At 34.0% G+C, this 24,641-nt stretch carries 21 protein-coding genes (1 of these 21 only partly in view); 11 read left to right on the forward strand and 10 right to left on the reverse strand.

Annotated elements, in window-relative coordinates:
* Positions 1-382 precede the first annotated feature (382 nt).
* Positions 383-847: a chemotaxis protein CheX gene (locus tag BW942_RS18250; RefSeq protein WP_001167022.1), complete on the reverse strand. Its 465-nt coding sequence runs from the start codon at positions 845-847 to the stop codon at positions 383-385.
* Positions 847-2,181, reverse strand: coding sequence for a hypothetical protein (locus tag BW942_RS18255; RefSeq protein ID WP_000281386.1), 1,335 nt, complete (start codon positions 2,179-2,181; stop codon positions 847-849). The genes BW942_RS18250 and BW942_RS18255 overlap by 1 nt, the downstream gene beginning before the upstream one ends.
* A 3-nt stretch (positions 2,182-2,184) precedes the next feature.
* Between BW942_RS18255 and BW942_RS18260 the strand changes: the two genes are divergently transcribed.
* On the forward strand, positions 2,185-2,934 hold the full coding sequence (locus BW942_RS18260; protein ID WP_000979308.1) for an LIC_11490 family protein: 750 nt from the start codon (positions 2,185-2,187) through the stop codon (positions 2,932-2,934).
* Between the two features lie 693 nt (positions 2,935-3,627).
* Here the strand turns inward: BW942_RS18260 and lmtA are convergent.
* From lmtA to BW942_RS18295, 7 genes are all read right to left on the reverse strand, one after another.
* Positions 3,628-4,380 (reverse strand): lipid A Kdo2 1-phosphate O-methyltransferase, encoded by a 753-nt coding sequence (gene lmtA / locus BW942_RS18265; RefSeq protein WP_001173879.1) that lies wholly within the window; start codon positions 4,378-4,380, stop codon positions 3,628-3,630.
* 430 nt (positions 4,381-4,810) lie between these two features.
* Entirely contained in the window at positions 4,811-5,821 is a 1,011-nt protein-coding gene (locus BW942_RS18270; RefSeq protein ID WP_000771030.1) for a DUF4340 domain-containing protein, read from the reverse strand.
* Positions 5,818-7,524 carry a GldG family protein gene (locus BW942_RS18275; protein ID WP_000623945.1) on the reverse strand — a complete coding sequence of 569 codons (1,707 nt, stop codon included), beginning with the start codon at positions 7,522-7,524 and terminating at the stop codon, positions 5,818-5,820. Before BW942_RS18275 ends, BW942_RS18270 begins: the two co-directional genes overlap by 4 nt.
* Positions 7,521-8,267 (reverse strand): ABC transporter permease, encoded by a 747-nt coding sequence (locus BW942_RS18280; RefSeq protein WP_001237713.1) that lies wholly within the window; start codon positions 8,265-8,267, stop codon positions 7,521-7,523. The genes BW942_RS18275 and BW942_RS18280 overlap by 4 nt, the downstream gene beginning before the upstream one ends.
* Positions 8,248-9,186: an ABC transporter ATP-binding protein gene (locus BW942_RS18285; RefSeq protein WP_000536762.1), complete on the reverse strand. Its 939-nt coding sequence runs from the start codon at positions 9,184-9,186 to the stop codon at positions 8,248-8,250. The genes BW942_RS18280 and BW942_RS18285 overlap by 20 nt, the downstream gene beginning before the upstream one ends.
* 59 nt (positions 9,187-9,245) lie before the next feature.
* A complete protein-coding gene (locus tag BW942_RS18290; protein WP_000032804.1) occupies positions 9,246-9,542 on the reverse strand; it encodes an STAS domain-containing protein in 297 nt (98 codons plus the stop codon).
* A gap of 80 nt (positions 9,543-9,622) precedes the next feature.
* Positions 9,623-10,402 carry a class I SAM-dependent DNA methyltransferase gene (locus BW942_RS18295; protein ID WP_000914158.1) on the reverse strand — a complete coding sequence of 260 codons (780 nt, stop codon included), beginning with the start codon at positions 10,400-10,402 and terminating at the stop codon, positions 9,623-9,625.
* Between the two features lie 240 nt (positions 10,403-10,642).
* Between BW942_RS18295 and BW942_RS18300 the strand changes: the two genes are divergently transcribed.
* The 4 genes from BW942_RS18300 to BW942_RS18315 all read left to right on the forward strand — a co-directional run bounded on the left by BW942_RS18300 (position 10,643) and on the right by BW942_RS18315 (position 16,231).
* Positions 10,643-14,056, forward strand: coding sequence for a SpiroCoCo family coiled-coil protein (locus tag BW942_RS18300; protein WP_000510657.1), 3,414 nt, complete (start codon positions 10,643-10,645; stop codon positions 14,054-14,056).
* A 287-nt stretch (positions 14,057-14,343) separates the two neighbouring features.
* Positions 14,344-14,538 carry a hypothetical protein gene (locus BW942_RS18305; RefSeq protein ID WP_000907541.1) on the forward strand — a complete coding sequence of 65 codons (195 nt, stop codon included), beginning with the start codon at positions 14,344-14,346 and terminating at the stop codon, positions 14,536-14,538.
* Between the two features lie 6 nt (positions 14,539-14,544).
* Positions 14,545-15,303 carry a type I methionyl aminopeptidase gene (map, locus tag BW942_RS18310; RefSeq protein ID WP_002077265.1) on the forward strand — a complete coding sequence of 253 codons (759 nt, stop codon included), beginning with the start codon at positions 14,545-14,547 and terminating at the stop codon, positions 15,301-15,303.
* Positions 15,304-15,313: 10 nt separating this feature from the next.
* On the forward strand, positions 15,314-16,231 hold the full coding sequence (locus BW942_RS18315; RefSeq protein ID WP_000425207.1) for a DUF350 domain-containing protein: 918 nt from the start codon (positions 15,314-15,316) through the stop codon (positions 16,229-16,231).
* 1,004 nt (positions 16,232-17,235) lie between these two features.
* Here the strand turns inward: BW942_RS18315 and BW942_RS18320 are convergent.
* Positions 17,236-17,670, reverse strand: coding sequence for an LIC_11502 family protein (locus BW942_RS18320; RefSeq protein WP_001168400.1), 435 nt, complete (start codon positions 17,668-17,670; stop codon positions 17,236-17,238).
* Positions 17,671-17,690: 20 nt separating this feature from the next.
* On the opposite strand from BW942_RS18320, the gene queG reads away from it, so the two are divergent.
* The 6 genes from queG to BW942_RS18350 form a co-directional block, all read left to right on the forward strand.
* Positions 17,691-18,629, forward strand: coding sequence for a tRNA epoxyqueuosine(34) reductase QueG (gene queG, locus BW942_RS18325; protein ID WP_000572974.1), 939 nt, complete (start codon positions 17,691-17,693; stop codon positions 18,627-18,629).
* Between the two features lie 353 nt (positions 18,630-18,982).
* Entirely contained in the window at positions 18,983-19,759 is a 777-nt protein-coding gene (locus tag BW942_RS18330; RefSeq protein WP_000348059.1) for a leucine-rich repeat domain-containing protein, read from the forward strand.
* A gap of 209 nt (positions 19,760-19,968) precedes the next feature.
* On the forward strand, positions 19,969-21,687 hold the full coding sequence (locus tag BW942_RS18335) for a leucine-rich repeat domain-containing protein (protein ID WP_001011270.1): 1,719 nt from the start codon (positions 19,969-19,971) through the stop codon (positions 21,685-21,687).
* A 170-nt stretch (positions 21,688-21,857) separates the two neighbouring features.
* The gene (locus tag BW942_RS18340; protein WP_000378927.1) at positions 21,858-22,124 is read left to right on the forward strand and encodes a hypothetical protein; all 267 of its coding nucleotides are present in this window, start codon (positions 21,858-21,860) and stop codon (positions 22,122-22,124) included.
* Between the two features lie 4 nt (positions 22,125-22,128).
* Positions 22,129-23,100, forward strand: a complete 972-nt coding sequence (locus BW942_RS18345; protein ID WP_000915026.1) for an LA_2444/LA_4059 family outer membrane protein — start codon at positions 22,129-22,131, stop codon at positions 23,098-23,100.
* 164 nt (positions 23,101-23,264) lie between these two features.
* Positions 23,265-24,641: the 5' portion of a leucine-rich repeat domain-containing protein gene (locus tag BW942_RS18350; protein ID WP_000464839.1), read on the forward strand. Its footprint extends 126 nt past the window's final position; only the first 1,377 of its 1,503 coding nucleotides appear in the window; it begins with the start codon at positions 23,265-23,267; its stop codon lies beyond the right edge, outside the window.

Below are 24,641 nucleotides of genomic sequence, written 5' to 3' on the forward strand. Positions count from 1 at the left end.
TCAAACTTGTTCTAATCTGATAAACATTAGGATTAAAATTTATTTCAGTAAACGTCTAAATAGTATATCTGAATTTCTTTATATAACACTTCGAGCCAATTATAAAAATCTTAATACATATTTCGAAATTTAATCTTGCTTTTCATAAAGAAAGTTAGTTACAAGATTGTTCTAAGTTTTGAAGTACAAGACAATGTAGGGTGCATCTCAAAAAAGATCAAATGGTAATTTAAACCTGGAACAATAGTGATTAAAACTTACAGCAACCCAAAGGGTTTACACGCTACGCGTCGACTGCTTGCTTGAGTTTGCGCGTTTGAATTCAGAAAACATTTTCTTAATTCAATGGGCTCTTCGTTTTACGGACCGTTGATCGCGCGTCTTATGTAAGAGAAACGTTTACGTCTAATTTTCCAAATTTGGAAAATAAACTGATTCCTAAAGAAGGTTTTCTAGGAATTTTCAAAGTTTCACTTTTAGAATCTACAATATTTGGTGCGGTGATTTCTATCGATTGACCGGAACTTGCAAAAATATTCATAGCATTTCCGGTGGTCATATTTGCAATTTCACCTAAGATATCTTTATATTCGTTTTTGATTTCCTGTTCGCTCATTCCAGGCATCAAAACTCCGGCGATCTTATAAGCAGCGTCGTAATTGAGACCGTAGACCACTTCTCCGTTGAACGTCCCGATTACTCCGATTACAATGGAAAGTTCCAGATTCGTTTCCGGGTTATCTTTGATTCCTATCTTGCCACGGATCAAATCGGTTTTAAGAACGTCTCTAAAAACGATCGTAGCCGCTTCTAAAAATGGGTTTACCAATTCTGCCCGGATTTGCATTATTCTTCTACCTTTTGACCGATCCTTCGTTCAATCGGGTATTTTTCCTGAAGTGCCTGATTGATCTCCATAACAAACCCATTCATTAGGTTTGGATTGTCTCTCAAATCGGGTCCTTGGGAATTATTGATCTTAGACGAATCGATTTCCAACGAAGCAAATTCTACAAAAACATTTTTTTCAGATTCTTTGTAAGGACCACCGACTTTTTTAGAACCAAAGGCAACGGTTGTCAAATCTTTAAGGAATTGAGTATTACTTCCAAGTCGGATATTTTGATTTCCCGATTTTAATTCCCATAAATCTAAAAGGGATTGATCTTTCAATTCTTGAATATTGGCGCCTAACAAAGAAGCAATTTTAGAAAGTCCGTCTGGTTCTTGTTGGATGGTTTTGAGTTTACCTTTCCATTCTTCTTGGGACTTAGAACGTATTTCGAGAAGTAGTTTACTCTTGAGGAAATTTTTTCTTTCTTCAAAAGAAATTTCTTTTCCGTCTGTGTTTTTAGGTAGTTTCCCTTCTTTCTTTTCGTTTTCGTATTTGGCTCGCAAAATTTCTTCGGAAATAGGAGCTTCTTTTTCTGCGAGTTTAGAAAGTTGATCGTCTGTATAAGACACGATTCTAAGTCGGAATCTGGCAGAAGTAGATTCCTTTTGAACTGCAATTTCTCCGTCTGTCTTTTTTAAATCGGAGTTGAGAAGGGTGTCGTAGATAATACTCGCGTTTTTACGATCGATTCTATACTGCATCGGGGCTGAATTTAAAATTTGTTTATAAATGACTTCCGGTTTACGTACTTCGTCGTCCGAATATCCGGCTCCATTTACGGATTCTCTATAAATTCTACGAGCTTCATCGGAAAGTTCCTCTCGAATTCCAGTTTCGGAAGCGGAGAATCCAGTCGCTTTTGCAATTTGTTCTGTTACTACTAAACTGCGAATCGTTTGAAATGCACAGGATTGAAGAGTAGAAGGATCTTCCGCAAGAGAAGGGGCTATGTTTCTATATTGGAAATAACATTCTCTTTTGGCGGCTTGGTAATAATCCATTGGGATTGAATAGTCCCCGATTTTACCGGCGTTTACATTGGATTTACCGGAAATTACGTCAAAAAAGCTCTTTTCGGCGTCTCCGGGTAGAAAGGTGACGATCAAACCACCTACAAGTATAAAAAGAAAAAAACCGACTACAGCGCGAATGATTTTGTCTTTGAGTGAAACGTTTTCTAATTCCATGATTGTATCAATAAACTGAAAGGGTCTGTGAAGGAATATTTCTGTAAAGGAGAAAAGTGAGAAAAACGCTTCAGAAACCGGTCCGATTGACAGATACATAAAATGATGCTCTTGATCGCGATCACACTCGTTTTAGTCGGACTTCTTTGTTTTATCTATGTTTCTTTAAATCCGAGTACGGATCGAGAGAGATTGGGCTTTAAGTCCAATGTCAGAAAGGGAAATTATCAGAACGAGTCTGGACCAAACTTACGTAGAGGCGCGGAGATTTTGGCTGCTTCTAAAAAAACTCCTAGTTGGGAACAGATCGAAAAACAAAAACATTTAGAAAATCTATTTGTGGAAGGAAGAAGGATTCCAAAAAAGAATCAAGTTTTAGAATCTTCTCCGTCTGAATCTTTTTACGAAGAAATAACCGAAGAAAAATCTTCTCATTCCGGAATCGAAGTTTTAGAAGAACCCACTCCTCAGAAAACGGAACAAAAATTTCAAGAAGAAGAAATTAGAGAAGTTCGTTTTGAAATCGAAGGGATTTTATATTTAGATCAAAACCGAGAACTTCCGTTTGAAAAACTTGCAGATAAAAAAGAAAATTTAACTCCGGATAAATGGAAAGGTTTAAAACGAATTGGTCCTGGTAAGTTGAACGAGGGTAGAGATTCTTTTTATTTTGAAGCCCTAAATAGCAGTTATAAATATTCATTTTCCGAAATTGAAAAAATTCTTTTTTTTGATGAGGGAATTGTTTTGATTCCTTCTAAAACAAATTATCCGATTCCATTATTTTTTACAAAAGAAACGAGCCATTTAAAATCTTATTTAGAGAGTTCTTCTCGGACGTTTTCAACTTAAGAATTTTTTTCAACTTCAAGAGAAATTGACTAAAATCATTTTATAATATTTCTATAAAAATAAAATATTATAAATTTATAAAGTATTTTCGTTTATACTTGTTAAAGTTTAGGTATAATTTATAAAATATCAGTATTAGAATTGTTGAAAAAATTCACATCTACAAAACGACTTTATTTAGTTGTTGTAATAAAAAAAACGAAAGAAAATTTATTTTTACTGATTTCTATAAAATTGGGTACCGTTAATTTTATCACAAAACGCTGGTTTCATACAAAATATTAGGCACTTTATTATATAGTTATGAATAAATAACCTCTATATTGTTGGTATTTTTTTGAAACTGAGTTTGATTGATTGTATTAGAATTGTTGAAAGAATTGCGTAGAGGAGATTTGTAAAACTGCTTCAATTACCCATTTTTAATTAACGAAAACGGATAAAAAATTAATTTTCAATAACTCTCTTATAGAAATTATTGTTTATTGACTTTTTTTGTTAAAACTGAGCTTGATTTGGGTGATTCTATTTATTATTATATCTATTCGAAAATTCTACTTTTCTAAAATTAGATTTTTTAAATATATCTTGCCGAAATAATTACAAATTCAAATCTGAAATGATTCCGGCTAAAAAATTAATGTCCACTTGGTTTTTTAACTCAATGTTAGGTAGTTGGTTCGAGAGATTATTTTAACGACCATCTACATGCAAAAGTTTTGTAGTTTTTACAATAGTTCTTACTAAGATGTAAAAAATAAATCCTCCGCCAAACAGAATGATTTGAGGAAGACGAATCGCTTCCATAAAATTACTGACTGGTTCGTTAAAGTAAACTGCCACTAAATCAAAAACGCTAAATATGACTAAAATTCCGAAAAGACTCGGGTATTCCCTTTTGATTACATTTCGAATTGAAAAAGAAAGGGCAGGTTTTTTATAACCACTGAATTTAGGAATAAATGCAGGGACGGAATTCGCCCAGGAAAGATAAGCCTCTCCGAATTTCTTACGCAGGAATTGTTCTTCTGCAAACATAATTCTTTCGTAATATACCCAGAAAAAAAGAATAAATACGGATGCGATTAAAAAATTTTTTAAAAATAAAACGGCACCTAAATACATTAAAAAATTTCCAACATACAAAGGATGACGGATGAGAGAATAAATCCCCTCTTGGTTGACTAAGTCTGCAACTTGTTCTTTTGTATTTCTTCCCGAAGTCCTTGCGGGTGCATAGCCGATCACAAAACTACGTATTGAAAGTCCCAAAAGGCTGATTGTAAAACAGAAAGATTGGTAGTATAAATGATAAGTATAAGAATTCCCAGGAAATTGATAAAATGGTAAAAGTCCGAGGCAAAGAACTAAGATGATTCCGGGGATATAAGATCTCCAACGAAATAGAAAATTTCCTTGAGATTCAAATTCTTCGATCAAAGCCATACTTTCATCCTAATTTTTAGTTTTCTTATGAAAGAAAATGGAAGGCCCTTAGGATGTCAATAGAGAATCAGTCGGATCTGCGTTGTGATGATTACGTCGTTCTAAAATTTTTTGTATAGAAAATAGGATTTTAAAATAACTCATCGTTTACTTTTGATTCTAATTCTTTTATTTATTTGAAATTTTTTTTAACACGGAATTAAATTTCTGGTTATTTGATGATAGCGAACTTGTACTAAAATCTAACATCATTGACTGTGTTTCTCAAAATGTATAAACTCATACAAAAATTCATAAATATTCGGATGTAACGTTTTTTGTGGGAGCTGTTGCATTTTATTAAAAACATCTAAAAGAGATTGTTTTTGTTTTTTTGAAGTTTTAAAACCTGATAAAATATTCTAGAAGTTGAATATAGATTTTACAGAGTTTAAATTGGATCTGATTCTTCTATAAAAAAATTTTTATTCTCGGAAGTTTCCCGAAATTCTCGTAAAAATTCTGGATCTACTACGTATAAAATTGAATCTGAATCCGAGCGAAATACGGGTTCGTCGTGGATGGTGTTTCCAATCCATTCTAAAACCAAAAATGAGTTTTGATCCGAACGAAAATGTATTTCGATTTTAAAATGTTTTTTGGAATTTAGAGGAATTATTTTTTCCTCGAACGGTTTTTTTAAAACTTTCTCTGCTTTTAACGAAAAGATCTTATGTACGATTCTGGAACAGTCTTCGCCTGGGCAAAAAAAAGAAGCGGAAGAAAGTGGTTTCCAGATTCCATTTTTAGTTTGTTCTATTTTGAGAGTTGTATTTTTATTTTGTGAATTATAGATTAGAATAGTATGAATTTCTTGTATATCTATGTTTTCAGATAATAAAAAACGAGAAAAGAAAAAATTTTCGTTCCCACGTCCTAAAAGAGAATTTAAATTTTCTTTTACGATCCAGATTTCTCCAGTGTTTGGTTCCTTTACAAAGGTTCCGTTTTCAGAAATTCCTATATCTAATTTTCCGATTTCTCCTGATTCGGTTTGAATTTCCAATTTTAATTCTTCTCCGTTAAAACCGAATTTTTTAGGATCAGTGGTTGTAGAAATTTTAGTGAATCTTTTGATCCTTAAAATTGTGTTTAAAAAAGAAAAAGTTTTTTCTAAATCGGGTCTTGTTTCGATTTCCCGAACTTGTACAAACCAGATCCCCTTGTTTTTTTTAAGAACCGTCTCGTGTCCTTTTCTACCGATTTGGATCCTATCGATTTCGTTTTTTTTGAAAGGGAAAAATGGGTCTGCGTTCAAATACGTTTTTTGAAAAAATCCGAAAGGATCCGAGGTAAGAATATAAATAGAACATAAAATTACATTTGTTAAAATTAGGCTGAAGGCGGTTTCCTTTTTTATGAAGTTATAAATTGTAGTAAAAATTTTTTTCAAAAGTTTCATGGTAAAAAGTTTTTGTTTTTTGGGGAATTTCTACGTTGTATTCTTAAAAACGTATAAAGTCCTAAAAGAGCCGGAATTCCAAATATATTTATAAAATTGAATATATTTTTTTCTGTTTCAGAAAACGGATTGAGTTTTAAAAAAGCAGATTTTTTTCCACGGATTTCTATCAGATCCGTGTCCCCTTCGGATATATTTAGAGAATTTAATAAAAATGGAATATTCGATTCTTGATATATTTTTCTTGTTTCCGGAAGAGCTAATAGGTCGGATACTAAGTAAGGGGATCCAATTACAAGAATTTTAGTGGTTTTACCTTCTAAAGTTTGTTTAAGAAAAGAATTCGATTGTTTAAATGTTTTTGGAATGGAATCGAAACGAGACTTAAAACTTCCTTCTAACGTTGCACCCAAAACGATTTTTTTGCCCCCGCTTTGAATTGGATTCGCAAGGATTTGTTTTTCACCGATTGCTATCACCGAAGACCGGATTTCCGCTTCTTCGGAAGAGGAAAGAATTGTTTCCATTTTTACCTTAGGTTGTTTATCCGGAAAAAGTGTTAGGCTGGATATCCAGGGCAGAAGTAAATTTTGAAACGGACTTGTGAATTGGCTCACTTCGCTTAACATTTGGTCAGAACTTCCGACAAGAATCCAAAGAGGGTAGGCGTATTTTCCTATTATTCCCGGTTCTACTTCCGTCAAAGAACTTATGGGAAGAGAATGATTTGGATCTAAGACTAAATCTGTATTCACTCTAAAACCATAATATTCGAAAATACGATTTTGCTCTTCGATATAGGAGGTAGGTTTTGCGATTCCGGGACTGATTGAGTCTATTCCGATTCCGTTTTTTCGGTTCGAAGGTGCTAAACGGAAGTCCATGGATTTAAAAAGAAGAATTAAATTTCCTCCTCGCATTAAAAATTGATCTAGTCTGTAAGAAGATATTTCGGATAAGGTTCCTCCGCCTATCCAAAGAAGAGTACCAATTGAATCCGGGATTTCTTCTTCCTCGATATGAATTTCCGGAACGATTCCGTATTCTTCTTTTAAAATCTGATCGGTAAAAATTCCGATCGTATCTTTTCCATTTTCAAAACCAGAGAATACGGTGGACAAACTTTCCGGAAGTGAAAGAATTCCGATTTTTACGTCTTCCGGTTTACGAATCATTTTTCTAAGAGTTGTTAGAATTTGATATTCTATTTCTTCTGCGTAAAATGCAAATGGAATCGTTTTCTTTTCGGTTCCTAAAGTTAAGGTCATTCCTAAAAAAACTTGTTTAATTTGAGAGGAACCTCTTTCTTTTTTTTCTAAGATTTGTGGCGTAATCCCTGCTTCGATCGCTTTTTTTTCTATTTCTACAGATTCACTAGGATCATAAAAACGTAATATAACATTTTTATTTCCTAGAGAAGCGATTTCATTTAACAATTCTTTGGTTATATCTAGGCGCACTTTGTATTCTACTGGAATTTTAGAAGAATAATATGCGTCTATATAAAGTGGAGAATGTAATTTTTGAAATACTCTACGAGTACTTTCGCTGGTTTCGAAACGACCAGATCGGGAAAAATCCTTTTTGCAGTTAAATTTAGACACGATTAAATTTAAAAATAAAAATATAAGAAAAGCCTGAGAAACTAAAAATAAAGGATTAGAATTAAAACGAATTAGTAACGTTCTGATTTTGGAGATCATCGTTTGGACCTTAAAATTAAAACATTTGTATATACGAATAAAACAATAAAGCTGACAAAAAAGAAAACTTCTCTTCCATCTAAAATTCCGAGACGAAACGGTTCAAAATGTTTGGAAAGGGAAAAAAAAGAAATTTGACCGGTTCCTAAAAATTGGAGAAATGGTTTATACCCCAATAAAAAAAAGAAAAGGCAAAAGATGAGTCCTAATAAATAGGAACTAATTTGATCCTTGGTCAAAGAAGATACAAAACTTCCTAAAGCAAGATTGGCCCCACCTAAAAGAAAAATTCCTAAGTAACCTACAAACGTCGTTCCTAGATCTAAATCTCCCAAATAAAAAATCGTGGCAGGAATTAAAAAAGTAAACGAAAGAACAAATCCTAAAAAACTCCAAGCCGCTAAAAATTTTCCGAACGCCAATTCTATGTCCTTTAAAGGAAGAGAGAAAAGAATTTCTAAGGTTCCGGAACGTTCTTCTTCTGACCAAAGATGCATCGAAAGAGCAGGGATAAAAATTACGTATAAAATCGGAATCCAAAAAAAATACATTTCCATACTTGCCGATTTAAAATCCCAGAAAGAACCTTCTCCCAATCCGAAAAAAAATAGAAAAGAGGTCAAAAATAAAAAAAACGAAGCAAAAATTGACCCAACAGAAGAATTAAAATAGATTGAAAATTCTTTCCAGAATACGGTTTGAATATTCAAAAAAAATGTTTTACTAAATTCTAAAAGTCTCATTTGGTTTGTTTGTCGTTAAAGATTTGAAAACGGATTCTAAGGAATTTTTTTCAGGGTTTATAGACCGAATCGGAAAACTTGCGTTTTTTAAAATTTGAAAGATTTCTTCCGAAGATAATTTTTCGGATTGGATTCTAAATTCTAAAAAATAATTTTCCGTTCTTCCGGTAGTTTCTATTTTGTAATCGGTAAGCGAAAAAAAACTTTTAAAAGTTTCAGGATCTGTTTTTGCTAATATTAGACAGGGTCTATTTTGAGAGATAGAATTTAAAGGATGATCGGAAATCAATTTTCCTTTGTATAAAATGAGAACGTGATCGCATAGTTCTTCTATTTCTTGTAAAACGTGAGAAGAAAAAAGAATTGTTTTCGTTTTTCCTAATATACGGACCAGCTTTTTAAATTCCACAATTTGAATAGGATCCAAACCAGAGCTGGGTTCGTCCAAAAATATATATTCAGGATCTTGAATTAAGCTTCCCGCCAAGGCGATTCTTTGACGAAATCCTTTAGAAAGAAAACCGATTGGGCTGTGGAGAACCGTTTCCAATTGTAAAAGTGAGGAAACAAAATCGATTTTTTCTTTTAGATTTTTTTTGAAAATTCCTTTTGCCTTTCCCAAAAAGGAAAGATATTCAAAAACTGTAAGATTCCAATAAATAGGAGAAGACTCGGAAAGATAACCTATCTTTTTTTGGATTTCAATTTTATTTTCATAAAAATCAAAACCGTCGTATCGAATTGTTCCTTCGTCTGGATGTAGGGAACCGGTTAACAATCTTAAGGTGGTAGTTTTACCGGCTCCGTTGGGTCCAAGTAAACCGGTAATTCTTCCTTTGGGAATTTCAAAACTAAGACCGGAAACAGCGTTTTTATTGGCAAAGGATTTTGAAAGTTGACTGACTGAAATCGTTCCCATCAGAATTTATCGTAGGTTTCCAGAAGTTTACAGAAGGAAGCAATCTTTTTTCAAAAACTTTAAAGTCCTAATTTATCATCCACTTTAAATTTTTTTAAAACTTCTAAAAGATCCGGACTTAAGTGTTTGATTTTCATTTTTACACCGTAGTGATCCATTCTGTTTTTTACAGTTAGTAATTTTGCGATTCCACTGGAAGTTATTTTTTTTACCGCTTCTAAAAGAAACTCTACGTCTAAAACCGTGCCCTTGGATGCGCTTTGAGTTACTTCATCGAAAATTTTATCATAACCGTCGATTACAACGGTATCGATCGTTACCTTTCCGGACTTTCCATCGATTTTAAACTTAGACATACGATTTTTTTAGAGTTTTATACTTTCAAATGAAAACTCTATTCCCTTTCTGTTAGATTTTGACGTAAGAATTGAGTGTCTTAAAACTTATGTTTATGAAGTCGATTGAGTAAATTGGTTTCTGAAATACCAGATAGATAATTTACAAGAGAAGCATCTTCTTCAATAATCCAATCTTTATAATCGGAACCTTCTTCTAAAAGTATAAGTCCACATTCTAAAAGTAGATTTCGAATCGTATTCCTTGGGAAATATGTATGTCTATGAGTTTCGGAAAATTCTTCTTTGGATTTTTTATGAGAGAAGGTGAGTGTGGATTCTAAAACGTTTGAAGTTTTTAGAAATCGATTTTTCCATTCTATTTTATAATCTCCAACTCTTTCTATGAATTTATGTCCGTCGAAATGATTTTTAAAATTATAAAGACTGCTCAGATCAAAAAAGAAAAGCCCTTTAGGTTTTAGGTAGGTTCGTACTTTAGAAAAAACTTTTTTCAAATCGGCTTCGTTTTTTAAGTAATTGAGAGTGTCGTGTGTGGAAAGTATAAGATCGAATTTTTTTTCCTTTAGATCTAAATTGAGTAAATCGGAACAAATCCATTCTCCAGAAATCTCTTTTTTTTGGGCGATTTCAAGCATTTCCGCGCTTATATCAATTCCAGTAAATAGTATGTTTTTTGGAAATTCTTCCCAGAGTCTGCAGGTCCCACATCCCAGATCTAAAATCGTTTTTGGTAGAATTTTTTCTGAATAGTTTCCATAAGAAGAGAGTATAAATTCTGACCAACGTTTGTAATCTACCTCTTTCATCACTGCGTCATAAACAGACGAAAAACCGGAATAAGGCTTTTTTTTAAGCATAACTTAATTTTTTCTTGCTCTTTTTACGATCTTTCGAATAGTCAATTGTAATTTGATGAGACATAATGTTTTTGGGGATTTTTACGGCTCAAGAGATAGGCTTTTTTAAAAACATCCAAACTTTGAAATTTAGGATGATGACATAAATTTATGTTTTAGGATTTTTTCTGTTCCATGAAAAAAAGCTTCCTGAGTTTTTTCAAAATAACGAGTTCTTCTTATATAGGTAAATAAAATTCAATGGGAATAGAGTTACTCCTACCGTTTATAGCTAGCGTGGGAATTACAATCCTTCTCCGAAGGCTGGATAAATCCAACTATAAACTCAGTCAGATCAAACGTTTTACCGGAAAAGTTCAGGAAGAATTAAACGGTATCGCCCTCGAAAAAATTGGTTCCGTAAAAGACGCTGGAATTGATTTAGAAATTAGTCTTAAACAAACTCGTAAACTTGCAAACGAAGTACATTCTCTCAATGAAGAATCCAGACAATTGCTGGAATCTATCAAAACCAATCGAGACTTTTTAGATTCGGTTGCGCGTGATCTCAAAGAGGTAGTACAACTTTCTTCCGAAATCAGAGAAGAATCCAACGCGATTCAACAAGGACTTCTTAGAATGGAGTCCGGCAAAAAAGAAATCCAACTTTTAGATCAAAAAATTTTGGACTTACGTTCCGAAGCAGAGGCAATCTTAGAAGTTTTTTCTGATAAGGTGAATCTTCGTTCTGACGAACTATTACAATCTCTTGCTTCTAAAATTGTAGAGTTAGAAGAACTATTGGAAATTAAAAACGATAAGATCGATCAAGGTTTAAATTCAATCGCGGTAAATTATAAAGAAGGTCTGGAAGCACATTCCAATTCTTTAATGCGTGAATCCGTTGGGAGAGTAGAACAACTTCGTTCAGAAATAACGTCCCTTTTTGAAACCATTCGAAATAAAGAAGAAGACTGGGATCTTAGATCGGAAAAGTTACAAACTATATTTTTAACTGTAAGCGATAAGTTGGAACGTTTGGATTTGCGCATCGAGGAAAAAACAGAAGCTGCGGATCATAAACTAGAGGAAATGGCTAAACTCGCCGAAAAATCTTCTCAAGAAAAGTTAGATCGAATTTTAGAACAAGTGACTCATTCCAAGGAAGCGTTTATCAACGGTGTCAAATTGGAAGTGGATTCTATCCGTAGAGAAATCGAGGGAATGAGTTTGGAAACCATGACTCGTAGAGACGAAATTCTCAATGAAACCAGACGTCAGGCAGAATCGATTAATGAATCCATTCAATTTTTCCAAGAAAAATATTTAGAAGCAGAAAATAAACTTCTTCGCCAGGCGGATGCACGTAAGTCTGAATTGTTACGTCAAATCGATACATTCGAAGAAGAGTTCAATCGTATCAGTAGCAATCTGAGAAACGACTCAGACGTTTTGAAAAAAGAAATTTTATTAGGCTTCAAGGAATTTCATTCTACCCTTGAAGTAGCAAAAGAAGACGCTAAAGAAAAGACGATTCAGGGAATCGTTTCTCTTAAAGAAGAATTTGATTTAGAACTTTCTAAACTTCATTCTGAAAGATCTGCTCTGATCCGACAAGACTTAGAGGTTGTGCGTCAATCCATCGAAACACTGGATAAACAGATTTCTACTCGGATCAAAGACGTAGATTCTTATCTTGGAGATCTTCAAGCCGCGCTGGAGTCCAGCGCAGGTGATTTGGTGGCGCAAGTGGAGGAGAAAATAGATCTTCTTTCCGGAACCGTAGACGAAGAAGTTCGTAAAATCGATCAACGATTTGAAAATTTAAGTCGTTATTGGGAAGAGGAACTCGGAAATATTCGATTAAACGCACAGGACCAAATGGGCCGTCTTCAAGAAAAATTAGGAGACGTTCATATAGAAGGAAAAGGGCTTTTAGAAGAGTTTAAAAATGAATATTCGATTCAAAAAGATAAAATTGAAGAATTTGTTTCCCGTTATAAATCCAATTTTCAAAAAGAAGGGGATTTAGTTTCGGATCGTCTTGGAGAATCTCTGCGTCATATTAAGGAAGAAGGAAACGAAATTTTACAGACTCTTAGAGTCGAGTTTTCCGGAACCATCGATAAGATGGAACAGATCGTTAAAAAGAACGAAAAGGTTTTGGAAATCCACGCCGAAAAAATTAAAAATAACGTAGAATCAAGTCTCGAAAATTCAAGTAGAGACGCCGAACGAGTGTTAGATCGTTTGAGAGATTCCGCAGAAGTGTTTTTTGAAAAACAAGAGGAAAAAATCAGTCGTTTAAACGAAACTATAGATTCTAAAATTTCTAAACAACTCACTTCTTTGATGGATAAAGGTCAGCTTCAATTGGGTCAGCTTGAAGATAGAATTAGTAAATACATTCTAGATGTGAAAAAGAATTTAGAAGAATCTCTAAAAAATTCCCGCAAAGATAACGACGATCAGATGAAAGGTTTTCAACAACAACTTCAAAATCAGTTGTATGAGATGGAAACCGCCGCTCAGGAAATTCTTCGTTCAGGTAAGGAGGAATTTGATGGTTCGATGATGGAATATAAAGAACTTCAAATGAATCTGAAAAAAGATTTAGAGGAAATTCGTAATTCAAAACAGAATCTCATCTCTGAAATCCAAGAAGAATCCGAAAACTTACGTTCTTCCGTGGAAGAAATTACCGATAAGATGGATGAATTCGGAGAGAAGATGGAACTCTTTCAAAAAGCCAGCGAGATCGTTGATCGGACCGATTCTTATATTCAAACGATGGAAGAATTACTTTCTAAAGCTGACGAACAAACTCCGTTGTTAAACGAACTCGGTCAAAAATTAAACGAATTACAAAATTTAAAATATTCTCTCGTTCACGAAACCGAAGATCTCAAACTCAAATTGGATTCTTTTCATTCTATCAAAGAATCTTCGGATCTATTAAGATCTGATTTTGAGGAACTTCAAAGAAGATCTTCTGAATGGCAAGATACATTTACAAAACTTTTGGAAGCCGGTGAAAAGGCTCTCGAAATGGAAGAAACTTTTGGTGATCTTTCTTCCAGACTGGAAACTTTAGAATCAGTTCGTGAAGAAGTAAAGATACTTTTTGAGGAAACGGAAACTCATAAAGAATCTGCCAAAGGTATTGCAAATAAACTTTATTCTCTTCAAAACGACGTTGAAATTCTAGAGGCGAGAGAAAAGGAAATTGCAGAAACGGTTCGTAAAACAGATGACCGAATCGAGTCTTTGTTCCGTAAAAAAGAAGAAATTCGTTCTGTAGAAGCTAAGTTTGAAAAGATAGAAGATTTGATGGTAGATCTTTCGGAAAGACATAAACAAATTTCCACCTTACAACATCGTATGGAAGATTTGAAGAACGGAGCTATGGTCGTTAAGGATGACTTGGAAGGACTTTTAGGAGAAGCAGACGATAAGTTTGAAAAACTTTCTGGCTTTTTAGATGCGGTAGACAACGTTACTTCTGGTAAGTCTAAAGATTCTTCTAAGGATCATTTGATTCAAAGAAAGAAGGCTACCGTACTCAATTTGTATCATAACTTTCAATGGCCTGCTGAAACGATTGCGGAAAAATTAAATTTAGAGACTGGTCTAGTGAATACGATTCTACAAAGTGAGTCTATTAAAAAGAAATGAAATATTTCTTGACGGCTTTTAACGCGAGCTCTATGTCTCATTTTATTTTGAATCGGATTCAAGTGATCGGAATTTGGATCTGCTTTTAAAGTTATGGTATCATTTTTTTTAAAACAAAGGTAAGGTCGCGAAGGGGAAAGTTCTAAAAGGTTGTTCTTTTTCCGGGTTTCTAAAAAGAATGCAAACTGAAATCGAAAACGGAACAAAAACAAACTGGACGACCATGAACCGGAGCAATATTGAAGATGGCACAAAAGAAGAAAACTAAGACAGAGAGGAAGAACTCAATGGCTGGAAAGAATGTCGAAAGGGAAACCCTGATCGTAACAAGTAAAGTAAAGGCTTATATCAAGTCTAAAGGATTTATGACTTCCGGAGATGCGATTGACGGTTTGAATGAAAAAATTCACCAACTGATCGACGATGCGGTGAAACGCACTGAATCCAATAAAAGAAGTACTGTTCGCCCGACAGATTTCTAATTCGATTTGATCTTTATTAAGAACAAGAGCGAAATCGAAAAAATGAGAGCGGCTGGGAAACTGGCCGCTAGGCTTTTGGATTATATTTCCTCTTACGTTCAACCGGGTGTTTCTACTTTGCAGTTGAACGATCTTTGTGAGGAGTTTACTAAAAAGCACGGGGCAAGATCCGCCCCGCTCGGTTATAAAGGATTTCCTAAGTCGATCTGTACATCTGTAAATCAAGTTGTATGTCATGGAATTCCCAAAGCAAATGAAGTTTTAAAAGAAGGGGACATCATCAACATAGATGTAACTCCTATTTTAGATGGTTATCATGGGGATTCATCTCGTACGTTTATCGTAGGAGGTAATACAAGTTCTGAGGTTAAAACTCTAGTTCAAGATACCGAGAAAGCGATGTTTATCGGTATCGAACAAGTGCGGCCTGGAAATCGTGTTCATGATATTGCAAATGCAATCGATGATTTTCTTACTCCTAAAGGGTACGGAATTGTAAGAGATCTAATGGGGCACGGAATTGGAAGAGGTTTTCATGAAGATCCTCAGATTCCCCATTTTCGTCAGAATCGTAAACTCGCTAAGCTAGAACCTGGAATGGTATTTACTGTGGAGCCGATGGTGAATTTGGGAACTTGGCAGGTAAACTTTTCTAAAGAAGATCATTGGACCGTGACTACAAGGGACGGTAAATGGTCCGCTCAATTTGAGCATACGGTTCTAGTCACCGAAAAAGGCTATGAAATTTTAACCGTATCCGATTAATCTGTCGTTCATGGAAATGATACTTGGTTATCTGAGTGTTTTGGGTAGAGACGCAGTATTTTTTTTAATCAGTTTTATTCTATTTTATATTGGTAAAAAAATCAAAGACTGGATCGAACCTGGAGATCTAGATCAGGAAATTGTAATTAAGAACAATACCGCTGTATCGACCGGTTTGTCCGGTTATTATCTGGGACTTACTCTGATTCTGCTTGTAATCTTATCTTCTCCGGGTACGGATTTTATTTCGGATTGTTTTCAGGTTTTATACTATGGGATTCTTGGAATTTTATTACTCAATCTATCTTATTTTATTAATGATAAGTTGATCTTTCGGAGTTTGGATTTTAATGAACTCGTTTATTCCGGAAGAAATGTAGCCGTAGGAGCCGTAGTATTTGGAAGTAGCCTTGCTTCTTCGATCATTATAGCGGCTTCTCTCAGCGGAGAGAATGCGGGGCTTGCGTTTTCGATTTGGAAAAATTCGGGTCTTTTGGAACCGGTTCAGAAACTTTTAGATGGAACCTTATTAGGAATCGTATTCTTTATCGTAGGTCAAATAGCACTCATTTTATTTACGATTGCGTATAGAAAAATTGTACCTTATTCCTTAGATGTGGAATTAAAAGAAAAAGAAAATTTAGCTTCTGGAATTTCTTACAGTGGTGCGTTAGTCGCTCTTGGGATCATTATTGCGAGGGCGCTTCACAAAGATCCAGTGTCGATGGAGCATACTCTGTTTCAGATTTTTTTGGATTTTATACTTGGACTACTCGTTATACCTGCGGTTAGACTTTTGACAGACGCTGTAATATTACCCGGAAGTACTTTAAAGGAAGAAATCAGTAGAGATCAAAACGTAGGAGTCGGAATTTTAGAAGCGGTCGTACTGGTTAGTTTTGCGGGAATTTTGTTTTACGCAGTATAAAAATTCATTTTGAAAAAGTGAAATACATGATCTTTTGTCGGATTACAATACTCGAACTTAAAAGTATAAAATGATTCTAAAAGCTTATTCCAAAACCTTAAAGAATTTTACGTGATATTCTTTAGAAATTTTTAATAAAATACAGTAGTTCTTACAAATTAGTTCATATTTGGTAATTTACAAACTTTCGAACAGTTTTAATGTCGTTCAATTTTCGTAGTAGTTCCCACATTTATTTTTTTTACAGAAAAATCGGACTTTTGTAAAGCAAATCTCAACCATCGAACTCATATTAAATTAACGTGAGTTCGAGTTAAGGAACTCATGGTTCTGAAAAAGTCGGAATCTGAACTTTACAGATCGATTCTCTTTCAATGTGGGAACTACCACAATTTATAAAATAGAAGTTTATAACAATTGAATCTGTCGTATTCAAGTGTGGGAACTACCATAAAAATTTAGGTTTTTCTATAAAAATTGTAGGAACTGCTGCAAATCACAATTCTACGAACAAATTCTAAAATGTAGAAGCTCATATTTTTAGAAATTTTTTTTTACATTGAATTCGCGTTAAAATAGAGCAATTCGATTTTAGGAAACAACCTTTATAAAACTGAATTTTTCCTTGAAAAATAGAATTTAAAAATTACTTAAGATCGTGATTTACAGATGAGCTTTATAAAAATGTGGGAACTCTTACAAATCTAGATTTTACTGTAAAATATTTAGAATTTTTATCAACGAATGGTTTGAACGTATTTCTCAATTTTGTTGGCAGCACTTGATAGAATTGAATATTATAAAGTTGTTGTTCGATGTAAGGAGTTCATTTTTCTGAAAAAAAGTTGGAAGTTAGACTTTGTAGATTTATTCCTAAAATGTGTGAATTATTTTGAATTTGATTTTTTGAATAAAATTATCGTTTTGCGGTTGTCATAAAAATGAAAAATCTATTTTATAAAAGTGAACTATTGAAACATTCGAAAAGAAACAATGATAGAATTTTAATAAAGCTCCTTGGATGTATATAGTTTCCATTCTAAGTGATATACTTTACGGATTCCATAGTCGAATGCATTTTTAAGAATTTGAATTTTATCTTCGTTTAAAATTGGATTGAATTCTGTATTTAAAATTTCAGAACCAATTTCCGTAAAAATAGGTTTATGATTTACATGAAATGGTTTTAAATCTCTTTCTTCAAAACCTTTAAGCGCTCCTAAGACGGAGGCAAAGATGATTTGTTTAGAAAATTTACGATTATTTTTAAGAGTTCGTTGTTCCGAAGGATTTGAGGTCGCAAAATTTATGTTTGTTGATGATAGAGTAAGTCGAGCTGCTGTTATAAAGTCTGAACGAGAAATGGAAATTGGAGGTTTTGCAAAGATTGTTAAATCCTTGCGAGTAAAATTAGAATTTTCTGATAATTCTTTTTGCATATTCAATTTATATACACTTTATGATCGAAAGTAAAGAAATAATTTCCGAATTTAAAACTTTGATTGAAGGATCTGGTTTTGATCTCTATGGGATTTGTGAAGCCAACATTCCGGAAGAAGATAGAGAAAATATTCTTCTATGGGTAAAAGAGCACAAACACGGAAATATGGAATGGTATCCTAAGAATATGGATCTTCGTTTAGATTTTAAGAATCTGGGTTTTGATCCGCAGTCCGTAATTGTACTCGGAGCGATTTACAATGATCCGGAATACGAAAAAATTCGAAGCGGAATGACTTTTCAATTTTCTAAATATGCGGTTGGCGAAGATTATCACAGAGTATTGAGAAAACATGCAAAACCTTTGATAAAAGCTCTTCAAAAAAAATATCCGAATCATCATTTTCGTCAAGGTGTAGATTCTTTGCCAGTTCCTGAGAAAGTTTTAGCTAGACTTGCAGGGCTTGGATGGAAGGGAAAAAACACGAATTTGATTCATCCAGAAATTGGATCTTTCTTTTTTATCACTGTCATACTTACTGATTTGCCGATTTATACCACTCAGGTTCAGATAAAAGATCGTTGTGGAACCTGCACGGCGTGTATAGACGCGTGTCCAACTGGAGCATTAAAACCCTATCAAATCGACGCTGGAAAATGTATCTCTCATCATACTTTAGAGGATGGATCGGAAGAAATTCCGGATACATACGGATGGCTTGTGGGTTGTGATATATGTCAAGACGTGTGTCCTTGGAATCGAGTAAAAGCGTTTAAAAAAGGAATTAGAACTGGATTAGAAGAATTTAAAGTTCGGTCTTATTTAAAAGAAAATCCGGAATCGATTTTAACTCTAAACGAACAGGAATTTGAAAAAACCTTTTCAGATTCCGCTATATCTAGGATGAACTTTAAAATGTATCAAAGAAACGTAAATAAGTTAAAAAACAAAATCTAAAAATTGTAATATCTGTTTTGGAAATAAATTACTTTTCTCTTTTGAACTTTAGGTAGGCCTTACTATTTGGATACATAAAAAGAATACTTGGATTAGATTGTTTCAAAAATTTGAATCCATTCTAAATGTCGTAATCCCGAATTTGCGGCATTTTTTAAGTATCGTTATTTTTTCGCAAACTTGATCGTTAATGACTCGGTGTCATTTTCATACGCACGAGTAGTACATTGAATAGAATAAAAGATTTTCAAATTTTAAACCGAAGAATCATATTTCCTCGATCTTTTCTGAAACGCAAACAAAAATTCAAAAAGGAATGTCCAAATTGAATGACGTGCTCCAATCTCTACAAAATGGATTTTACCCTTCGATTCAGAATAAAATCCTGCGGAGAATCCACGATGAAATTTCGCATAACGTTGATTTACTTACAAAAAATAACAATCTTCCTTTTATTTCTCATTTATTTATCTTGCGAGATTCAAGCAGAAGCACCAGAAGACGAACCAGGAACATATAGGGATTTAACAGAAGCGCTCCAAAATTCTTTGGATGTTCGAATTTTGATTTTGAGTGAACAAAAACTTACAACTCTTCCTAAGAAAATTGAACAACTAAAGAATTTACAAATGTTGGATTTATGTTATAACCAATTTAAAACAGTTCCTAAAGAAATTGAACAACTAAAGAATTTACAAATGTTGGATTTATGTTATAACCAATTTAAAACAGTTCCTAAGAAAATTGGGCAACTAAAGAATTTGCAAGTATTGAATTTGAGTAGTAACCAGCTCACAACTCTTCCAAAGGAAATCGGAAAACCGGAAAATTTGCAAGTATTGAATTTGGGTTCTAACCGACTCAAAACCCTTCCTAAAGGAATTGAGCAATTGAAAAACTTGCAAACGTTGTATTTGAATTATAACCAACTTACGACTCTTCCTCGTGAGATCGGTCGATTACAAAGTCTAACTGAATTACATTTGCAGCATAATCAAATAGCGACACTCCCGGACGAAATCATACAACTTCAAAATTTACGGAAACTTACTTTGTATGAAAATCCGATTCCGCCGCAAGAGCTGGACAAAATACGAAAGCTTCTTCCAAATTGTGAGATTCGATTTTGAATAAGATTTCTCTTTTCTTTTGAACTTTAAGTTAAGTTAAATAGAATAGAATGAAAAATTATTAGATTTAAAACCAAAGATAAAGATTTCTGGGATCTTCTTTTAAAAACGAATAGAAATTTAAAAAGAACGTTTAAATTGAATGACGTTTTCATTTTATTTAGAAACTTGTCTTCCAATTTAATTAAATTCCAATCCGGATAACCTTTATGAACTTTCGCATAACGTTGATTTACTTACAAAAGATTACAATTGGTCTTTTGTTTCTCATTACTCTTTCTTGCGAGATTCAAGCAGACGAAGTAAAACCAGGAACTTATATGGATTTAACAAAAGCGCTCCAAAATCCTTTAAATGTTCGAGTTTTGGATTTGAGTGGACAAAATTTCACAACACTTCCTAAGGAAATTGAACAATTAAAGAATTTACAGGAATTAGATTTACGTGATAACCAACTCGCAACTTTTCCTGCCGTAATAGTAGAGCTACAGAAGTTAGAAAGTTTGGATTTATCTGAGAACCGGCTTGTAATGCTTCCTAATGAAATAGGGCGGTTACAAAATTTACAAGAGTTGGGTTTGTATAAAAACAAACTTACTACTTTTCCAAAGGAAATAGGGCAGTTACAGAATTTACAAAAGTTATGGTTATCTGAGAACCGACTCACAGCACTTCCTAAGGAAATTGGTCAATTGAAGAATTTACAAACATTGGATTTGCAGAATAACCAATTCACGATACTTCCAAAAGAAATAGGACAATTACAGAATTTACAAACATTGAATTTGCAGGATAACCAACTCGCAACTCTTCCTGTCGAAATCGGACAACTACAGAATTTACAAGAGTTGTATTTGCGGAATAACCGACTCACAGTTCTTCCAAAGGAAATAGGACAACTACAGAATTTGCAAACGTTATGTTCACCTGAAAACCGTCTCACAGCACTTCCTAAAGAAATGGGGCAGCTAAAAAATTTACAAACATTGAATTTGGTGAATAACCGACTCACAGTTCTTCCTAAGGAAATCGGACAACTACAGAATCTGCAAGATTTGGAATTGCTAATGAATCCCCTTTCATTAAAAGAAAGAAAAAGAATTCAAAAGTTGTTTCCAGATAGTAATCTTGATTTGAGAGAAGTAGCAGAGGACGGTGTTTATCGCAATTTAAATTTGGCTCAGGAAGAACCTTTAAAAGTTTTTGACTTGAGGCTTCAATACAAAAATTTTTCTCAATTGTTTCCAAAAGTAATTTTGAAATTTCGAAATTTACGAGAGTTGTATTTATACGATTGTGGATTTTCAACTCTTCCGAAAGAAATTAGCCGACTTAAAAATTTAAAGTATTTAGCCTTAGGCTTAAATGGTCTTAAAAATATTCCTTCTGAAATCGGCCAACTGAAGAATTTAGAAGCTTTGAATTTAGAAGCAAACGAATTGGAAAGACTTCCTAAAGAAATTGGGCAACTGCGGAATTTACAGAGGTTAAGTTTACATCAAAATACATTGAAAATATTTCCCGCCGAAATCGAACAACTGAAAAAATTGCAAAAGTTAGATTTGAGCGTTAATCAATTCACGACTTTTCCTAAGGAAATCGGAAAATTAGAAAATTTACAAACATTGAATTTGCAGCGTAACCAACTTACAAACCTTACTGCCGAAATCGGACAACTACAAAATTTACAAGAGTTGGATTTAAATGATAATCAATTTACAGTTCTTCCTAAGGAAATTGGAAAACTGAAAAAATTACAAACATTGGATTTACGGAATAACCAACTCACAACCCTTCCTACCGAAATCGGACAACTACAAAATTTACAATGGTTGTATTTACAGAATAATCAACTTTCACTCAAAGAACAAGAAAGGATTCGAAAGTTACTTCCACTAAAATGTAAAATAATTTTTGAAGTTTATTAGGATTCTTTAATTTCCTCCAAATATAATCCCACGGAGAATCTTCTACAAATCGGAAAGACCGTATCGTTCACTCGGGGGTTTTGGCTCCGGAGAAATATTTAAGACGTTCTGCTTAACAAGCTTTTCATACATTACGCTGGTAGGGAGGGGTATGTCATTCCGAATAACGGTTGGATTCATATGGAAATCGTCTTGAAACTTTTCCACAAGGAATCGAACAACTTCAAAAATTAGAAGAATCGAATTTAAGCAAGAATCAATTTTTATCTGTCCCATTTGCGAGATTCAAGCAGAAGAAGTTGAACTTAAAACTTAATAAAGATGTTTCAAAACTTTTCCCAAAGAAATCGGAAAACAGCAGAATTTACAAAAGTTGGATTTGTTTTAAAATTCATAATGTATTATCATGTAGAGATATGAAAGTGGGTGAGAGGTAAAACGATGTTAAAAAAAACTTCGTACTTTTCGATTTGGCAAAAAGGATTTAAGGTTTCTATTTTCTTAATCTTTTATATACTCTTTCCAAGTTCTGTTTTATCTCAAGCTGAAGAGAATAAAAAAAACACATTTGAATTATTAATCAAACGTCAGACGTATCGATGGACTCCGTATGATTATACTTCTTATACAGAACGTTCTATTTTAGAAACAACAATCAAAACGGATTCAATCAAACAAAATCAGAAAGTTTTAATACCTCTTGTATTTAGATATGACCAGTTGGAAAAGAAATTTAGGATCGAGGTTTCTGCCTACGAAATCGAATTGGCAAACCCCAATACGAATGTTATTGAATCCGGTACTTTAGGATACGAGACTCGCAAACAATATTTTAATCCTATGTTAAGGTCCGAAGCAGAATTAAATTATTATAAAATTCTAAATTTGTATCCAAATTGGGATCTTTTCGTAGGCGCAGGAATCCGGAACATCAATAAATATAAATACGGCTACTTTCTACGCGAAGGGGCATATCAGGAATACTTCTACACATACGGACCGCAGTTCGTATTTCGGACCGAATATCGTTTCGCTGAAAATTGGTCCTTCGGTTTGGCGGCCGATCTTTTTTATACGCAGGGGACCCGATTTTACAAACCACAGGCGCTCGCCTTGGAGTCGATCACGGTTTCAGCCGGGACCGCAGGCGCTCAAGGAATCTATCGGGGTTACGAACTAGACGTTTCATTGGGGTATCGCGTTTTTGATTCGGTGAAATTTTTTGTAGGATACAATTATATCTATTCGTACTTCAGTTATTATTCGTTTCATCAAACGGACATTCGTTTACAGACTTCTTCTTTGGATCCTTTTATAAGCGAGAATTCCAGCGCGCCAATATTGCATATGTTCCGTTCCGGGAACCACGATATTCTACAAGGTTTGTATTTGGGAATGTCCGTGGGTTTTTGAACTCGAGGTAAAAATCTTTCCCTAAATCTCTCCCTCCGCATAAAAGTTTTTCGGTCTAAGTTATCATTCGATCGCTCTTTTCGACCATGAAGGATTATTCTGTAATTCTTTCTAGTTTATCGATTATGAAAATACAATACACGGCTTTAAATAGGAATCGATCTATGTTCTTCGGTTTCCGACGACATGTTCGGATTTTTTTGACGATTGTCTTTGGTCTGTTTTCCGTTCAACTTCAGGCAAACGATGGTTATGAGACGTTTACCAATCTAAAGGAAGCGCTTGAACACGCGTCCTCGTTTTCTTCGTCGAACGTTCGCATCTTGGATTTGAGTCGGCAAAAATTTGCGGTTTTTCCCAAAGAAATCTGGGAACTCGAATATTTAGAAATTTTGAAACTGGAGGAAAATCGGATCACTGTTCTTCCGCGCGAAATAAACAAACTGAAAAACTTAAAAGAATTATATTTGAATGGTAATAAACTAACAATCGTTCCTAAAGAAATCTGGGAGCTTGAAAATTTAACAATCTTACGACTGGAGAATAATAGAATTTCAACCCTTCCAAAAGAAATAGAAAAATCAAAGAATCTCCAAGAATTGGACTTACGTGGAAATCGGCTCGTAACTCTTCCGGAAGGAATAGGCGAACTTAAACTTTTGGAAGAACTAAATCTGGAAAACAACAGGATCAAAATTCTTCCGAAAGAAATCGGAGCCTTAGAAAACTTATGGATATTCAATTTGAGTGGAAACAAGCTCGCTTCAATTCCGAAGGAGATAGGAAACTTGCAAAATTTGCGAATGTTATATTTGGAAAACAATCAACTCAAAACTCTCCCTCGACAAATGGAGAAGCTTCAGGATTTAGAGGTTTTAAATTTACTTATCAACCCGCTTCTATCCAAAGAGAGAAAAAAGATTCAAGCGCTACTCCCCGATTGCGACATAGATTTGAGAGATGTAGAAGAGGGTGAAACCTATCGAAACTTAAATCTGGCTTTGGAACAACCTCTAAAGATTCTGAGTTTAAGCTTGGAATATCAACAATTCCCCCTTTTTTCAAAAGAAATATTAAGGCTCAAAAATCTACGGAGTTTGAGTTTATACGATACCAGCCTCGTAGCCCTCCCGAAAGAAATCGTTCGTCTCAAACATTTAGAACATCTGTCATTAGGTCTCAATCAGCTTAAAAGTCTTCCTAAAGAAATCGGATTACTCAGGAATTTAAGAAGTTTGGATATAGGAGCCAATAACGAGTTTGAAGTTCTTCCTAAGGAAATCGCACGGCTTCAAAACTTGAGATCGTTACTATTAAATCAAAATCGATTCAAAATCTTTCCCAAAGAAATCTGGGAACTTAAGAAGTTGGTCATCCTAAACGTAAATACGAATCAACTCGATGCGCTTCCGGAAAAAATCGGACGACTAAAGGGCTTACAGATGTTGGATTTGTCTCATAACAGACTCACGACTCTTCCTAGTGAGATCGGACAACTACACAATCTAACCGAATTGTATTTACAATACAATCGAATCAAG

This window comes from Leptospira interrogans (assembly GCF_900156205.1).
In the GTDB taxonomy this organism is placed as follows: domain Bacteria; phylum Spirochaetota; class Leptospiria; order Leptospirales; family Leptospiraceae; genus Leptospira; species Leptospira interrogans.

Bases quoted from the DNA above. Each gene is read 5' to 3' on its own strand.
- BW942_RS18250 (WP_001167022.1), bottom strand. From the start codon at position 847: ATGCAAATCCGGGCAGAATTGGTAAACCCATTTTTAGAAGCGGCTACG.
- BW942_RS18255 (WP_000281386.1), bottom strand. From the start codon at position 2,181: ATGTATCTGTCAATCGGACCGGTTTCTGAAGCGTTTTTCTCACTTTTC.
- BW942_RS18260 (WP_000979308.1), top strand. From the start codon at position 2,185: ATGATGCTCTTGATCGCGATCACACTCGTTTTAGTCGGACTTCTTTGT.
- lmtA (WP_001173879.1), bottom strand. From the start codon at position 4,380: ATGGCTTTGATCGAAGAATTTGAATCTCAAGGAAATTTTCTATTTCGT.
- BW942_RS18270 (WP_000771030.1), bottom strand. From the start codon at position 5,821: ATGAAACTTTTGAAAAAAATTTTTACTACAATTTATAACTTCATAAAA.
- BW942_RS18275 (WP_000623945.1), bottom strand. From the start codon at position 7,524: ATGATCTCCAAAATCAGAACGTTACTAATTCGTTTTAATTCTAATCCT.
- BW942_RS18280 (WP_001237713.1), bottom strand. From the start codon at position 8,267: ATGAGACTTTTAGAATTTAGTAAAACATTTTTTTTGAATATTCAAACC.
- BW942_RS18285 (WP_000536762.1), bottom strand. From the start codon at position 9,186: ATGGGAACGATTTCAGTCAGTCAACTTTCAAAATCCTTTGCCAATAAA.
- BW942_RS18290 (WP_000032804.1), bottom strand. From the start codon at position 9,542: ATGTCTAAGTTTAAAATCGATGGAAAGTCCGGAAAGGTAACGATCGAT.
- BW942_RS18295 (WP_000914158.1), bottom strand. From the start codon at position 10,402: ATGCTTAAAAAAAAGCCTTATTCCGGTTTTTCGTCTGTTTATGACGCA.
- BW942_RS18300 (WP_000510657.1), top strand. From the start codon at position 10,643: ATGGGAATAGAGTTACTCCTACCGTTTATAGCTAGCGTGGGAATTACA.
- BW942_RS18305 (WP_000907541.1), top strand. From the start codon at position 14,344: ATGGCTGGAAAGAATGTCGAAAGGGAAACCCTGATCGTAACAAGTAAA.
- BW942_RS18315 (WP_000425207.1), top strand. From the start codon at position 15,314: ATGGAAATGATACTTGGTTATCTGAGTGTTTTGGGTAGAGACGCAGTA.
- BW942_RS18320 (WP_001168400.1), bottom strand. From the start codon at position 17,670: ATGCAAAAAGAATTATCAGAAAATTCTAATTTTACTCGCAAGGATTTA.
- queG (WP_000572974.1), top strand. From the start codon at position 17,691: ATGATCGAAAGTAAAGAAATAATTTCCGAATTTAAAACTTTGATTGAA.
- BW942_RS18330 (WP_000348059.1), top strand. From the start codon at position 18,983: ATGGATTTTACCCTTCGATTCAGAATAAAATCCTGCGGAGAATCCACG.
- BW942_RS18335 (WP_001011270.1), top strand. From the start codon at position 19,969: ATGAACTTTCGCATAACGTTGATTTACTTACAAAAGATTACAATTGGT.
- BW942_RS18345 (WP_000915026.1), top strand. From the start codon at position 22,129: ATGTTAAAAAAAACTTCGTACTTTTCGATTTGGCAAAAAGGATTTAAG.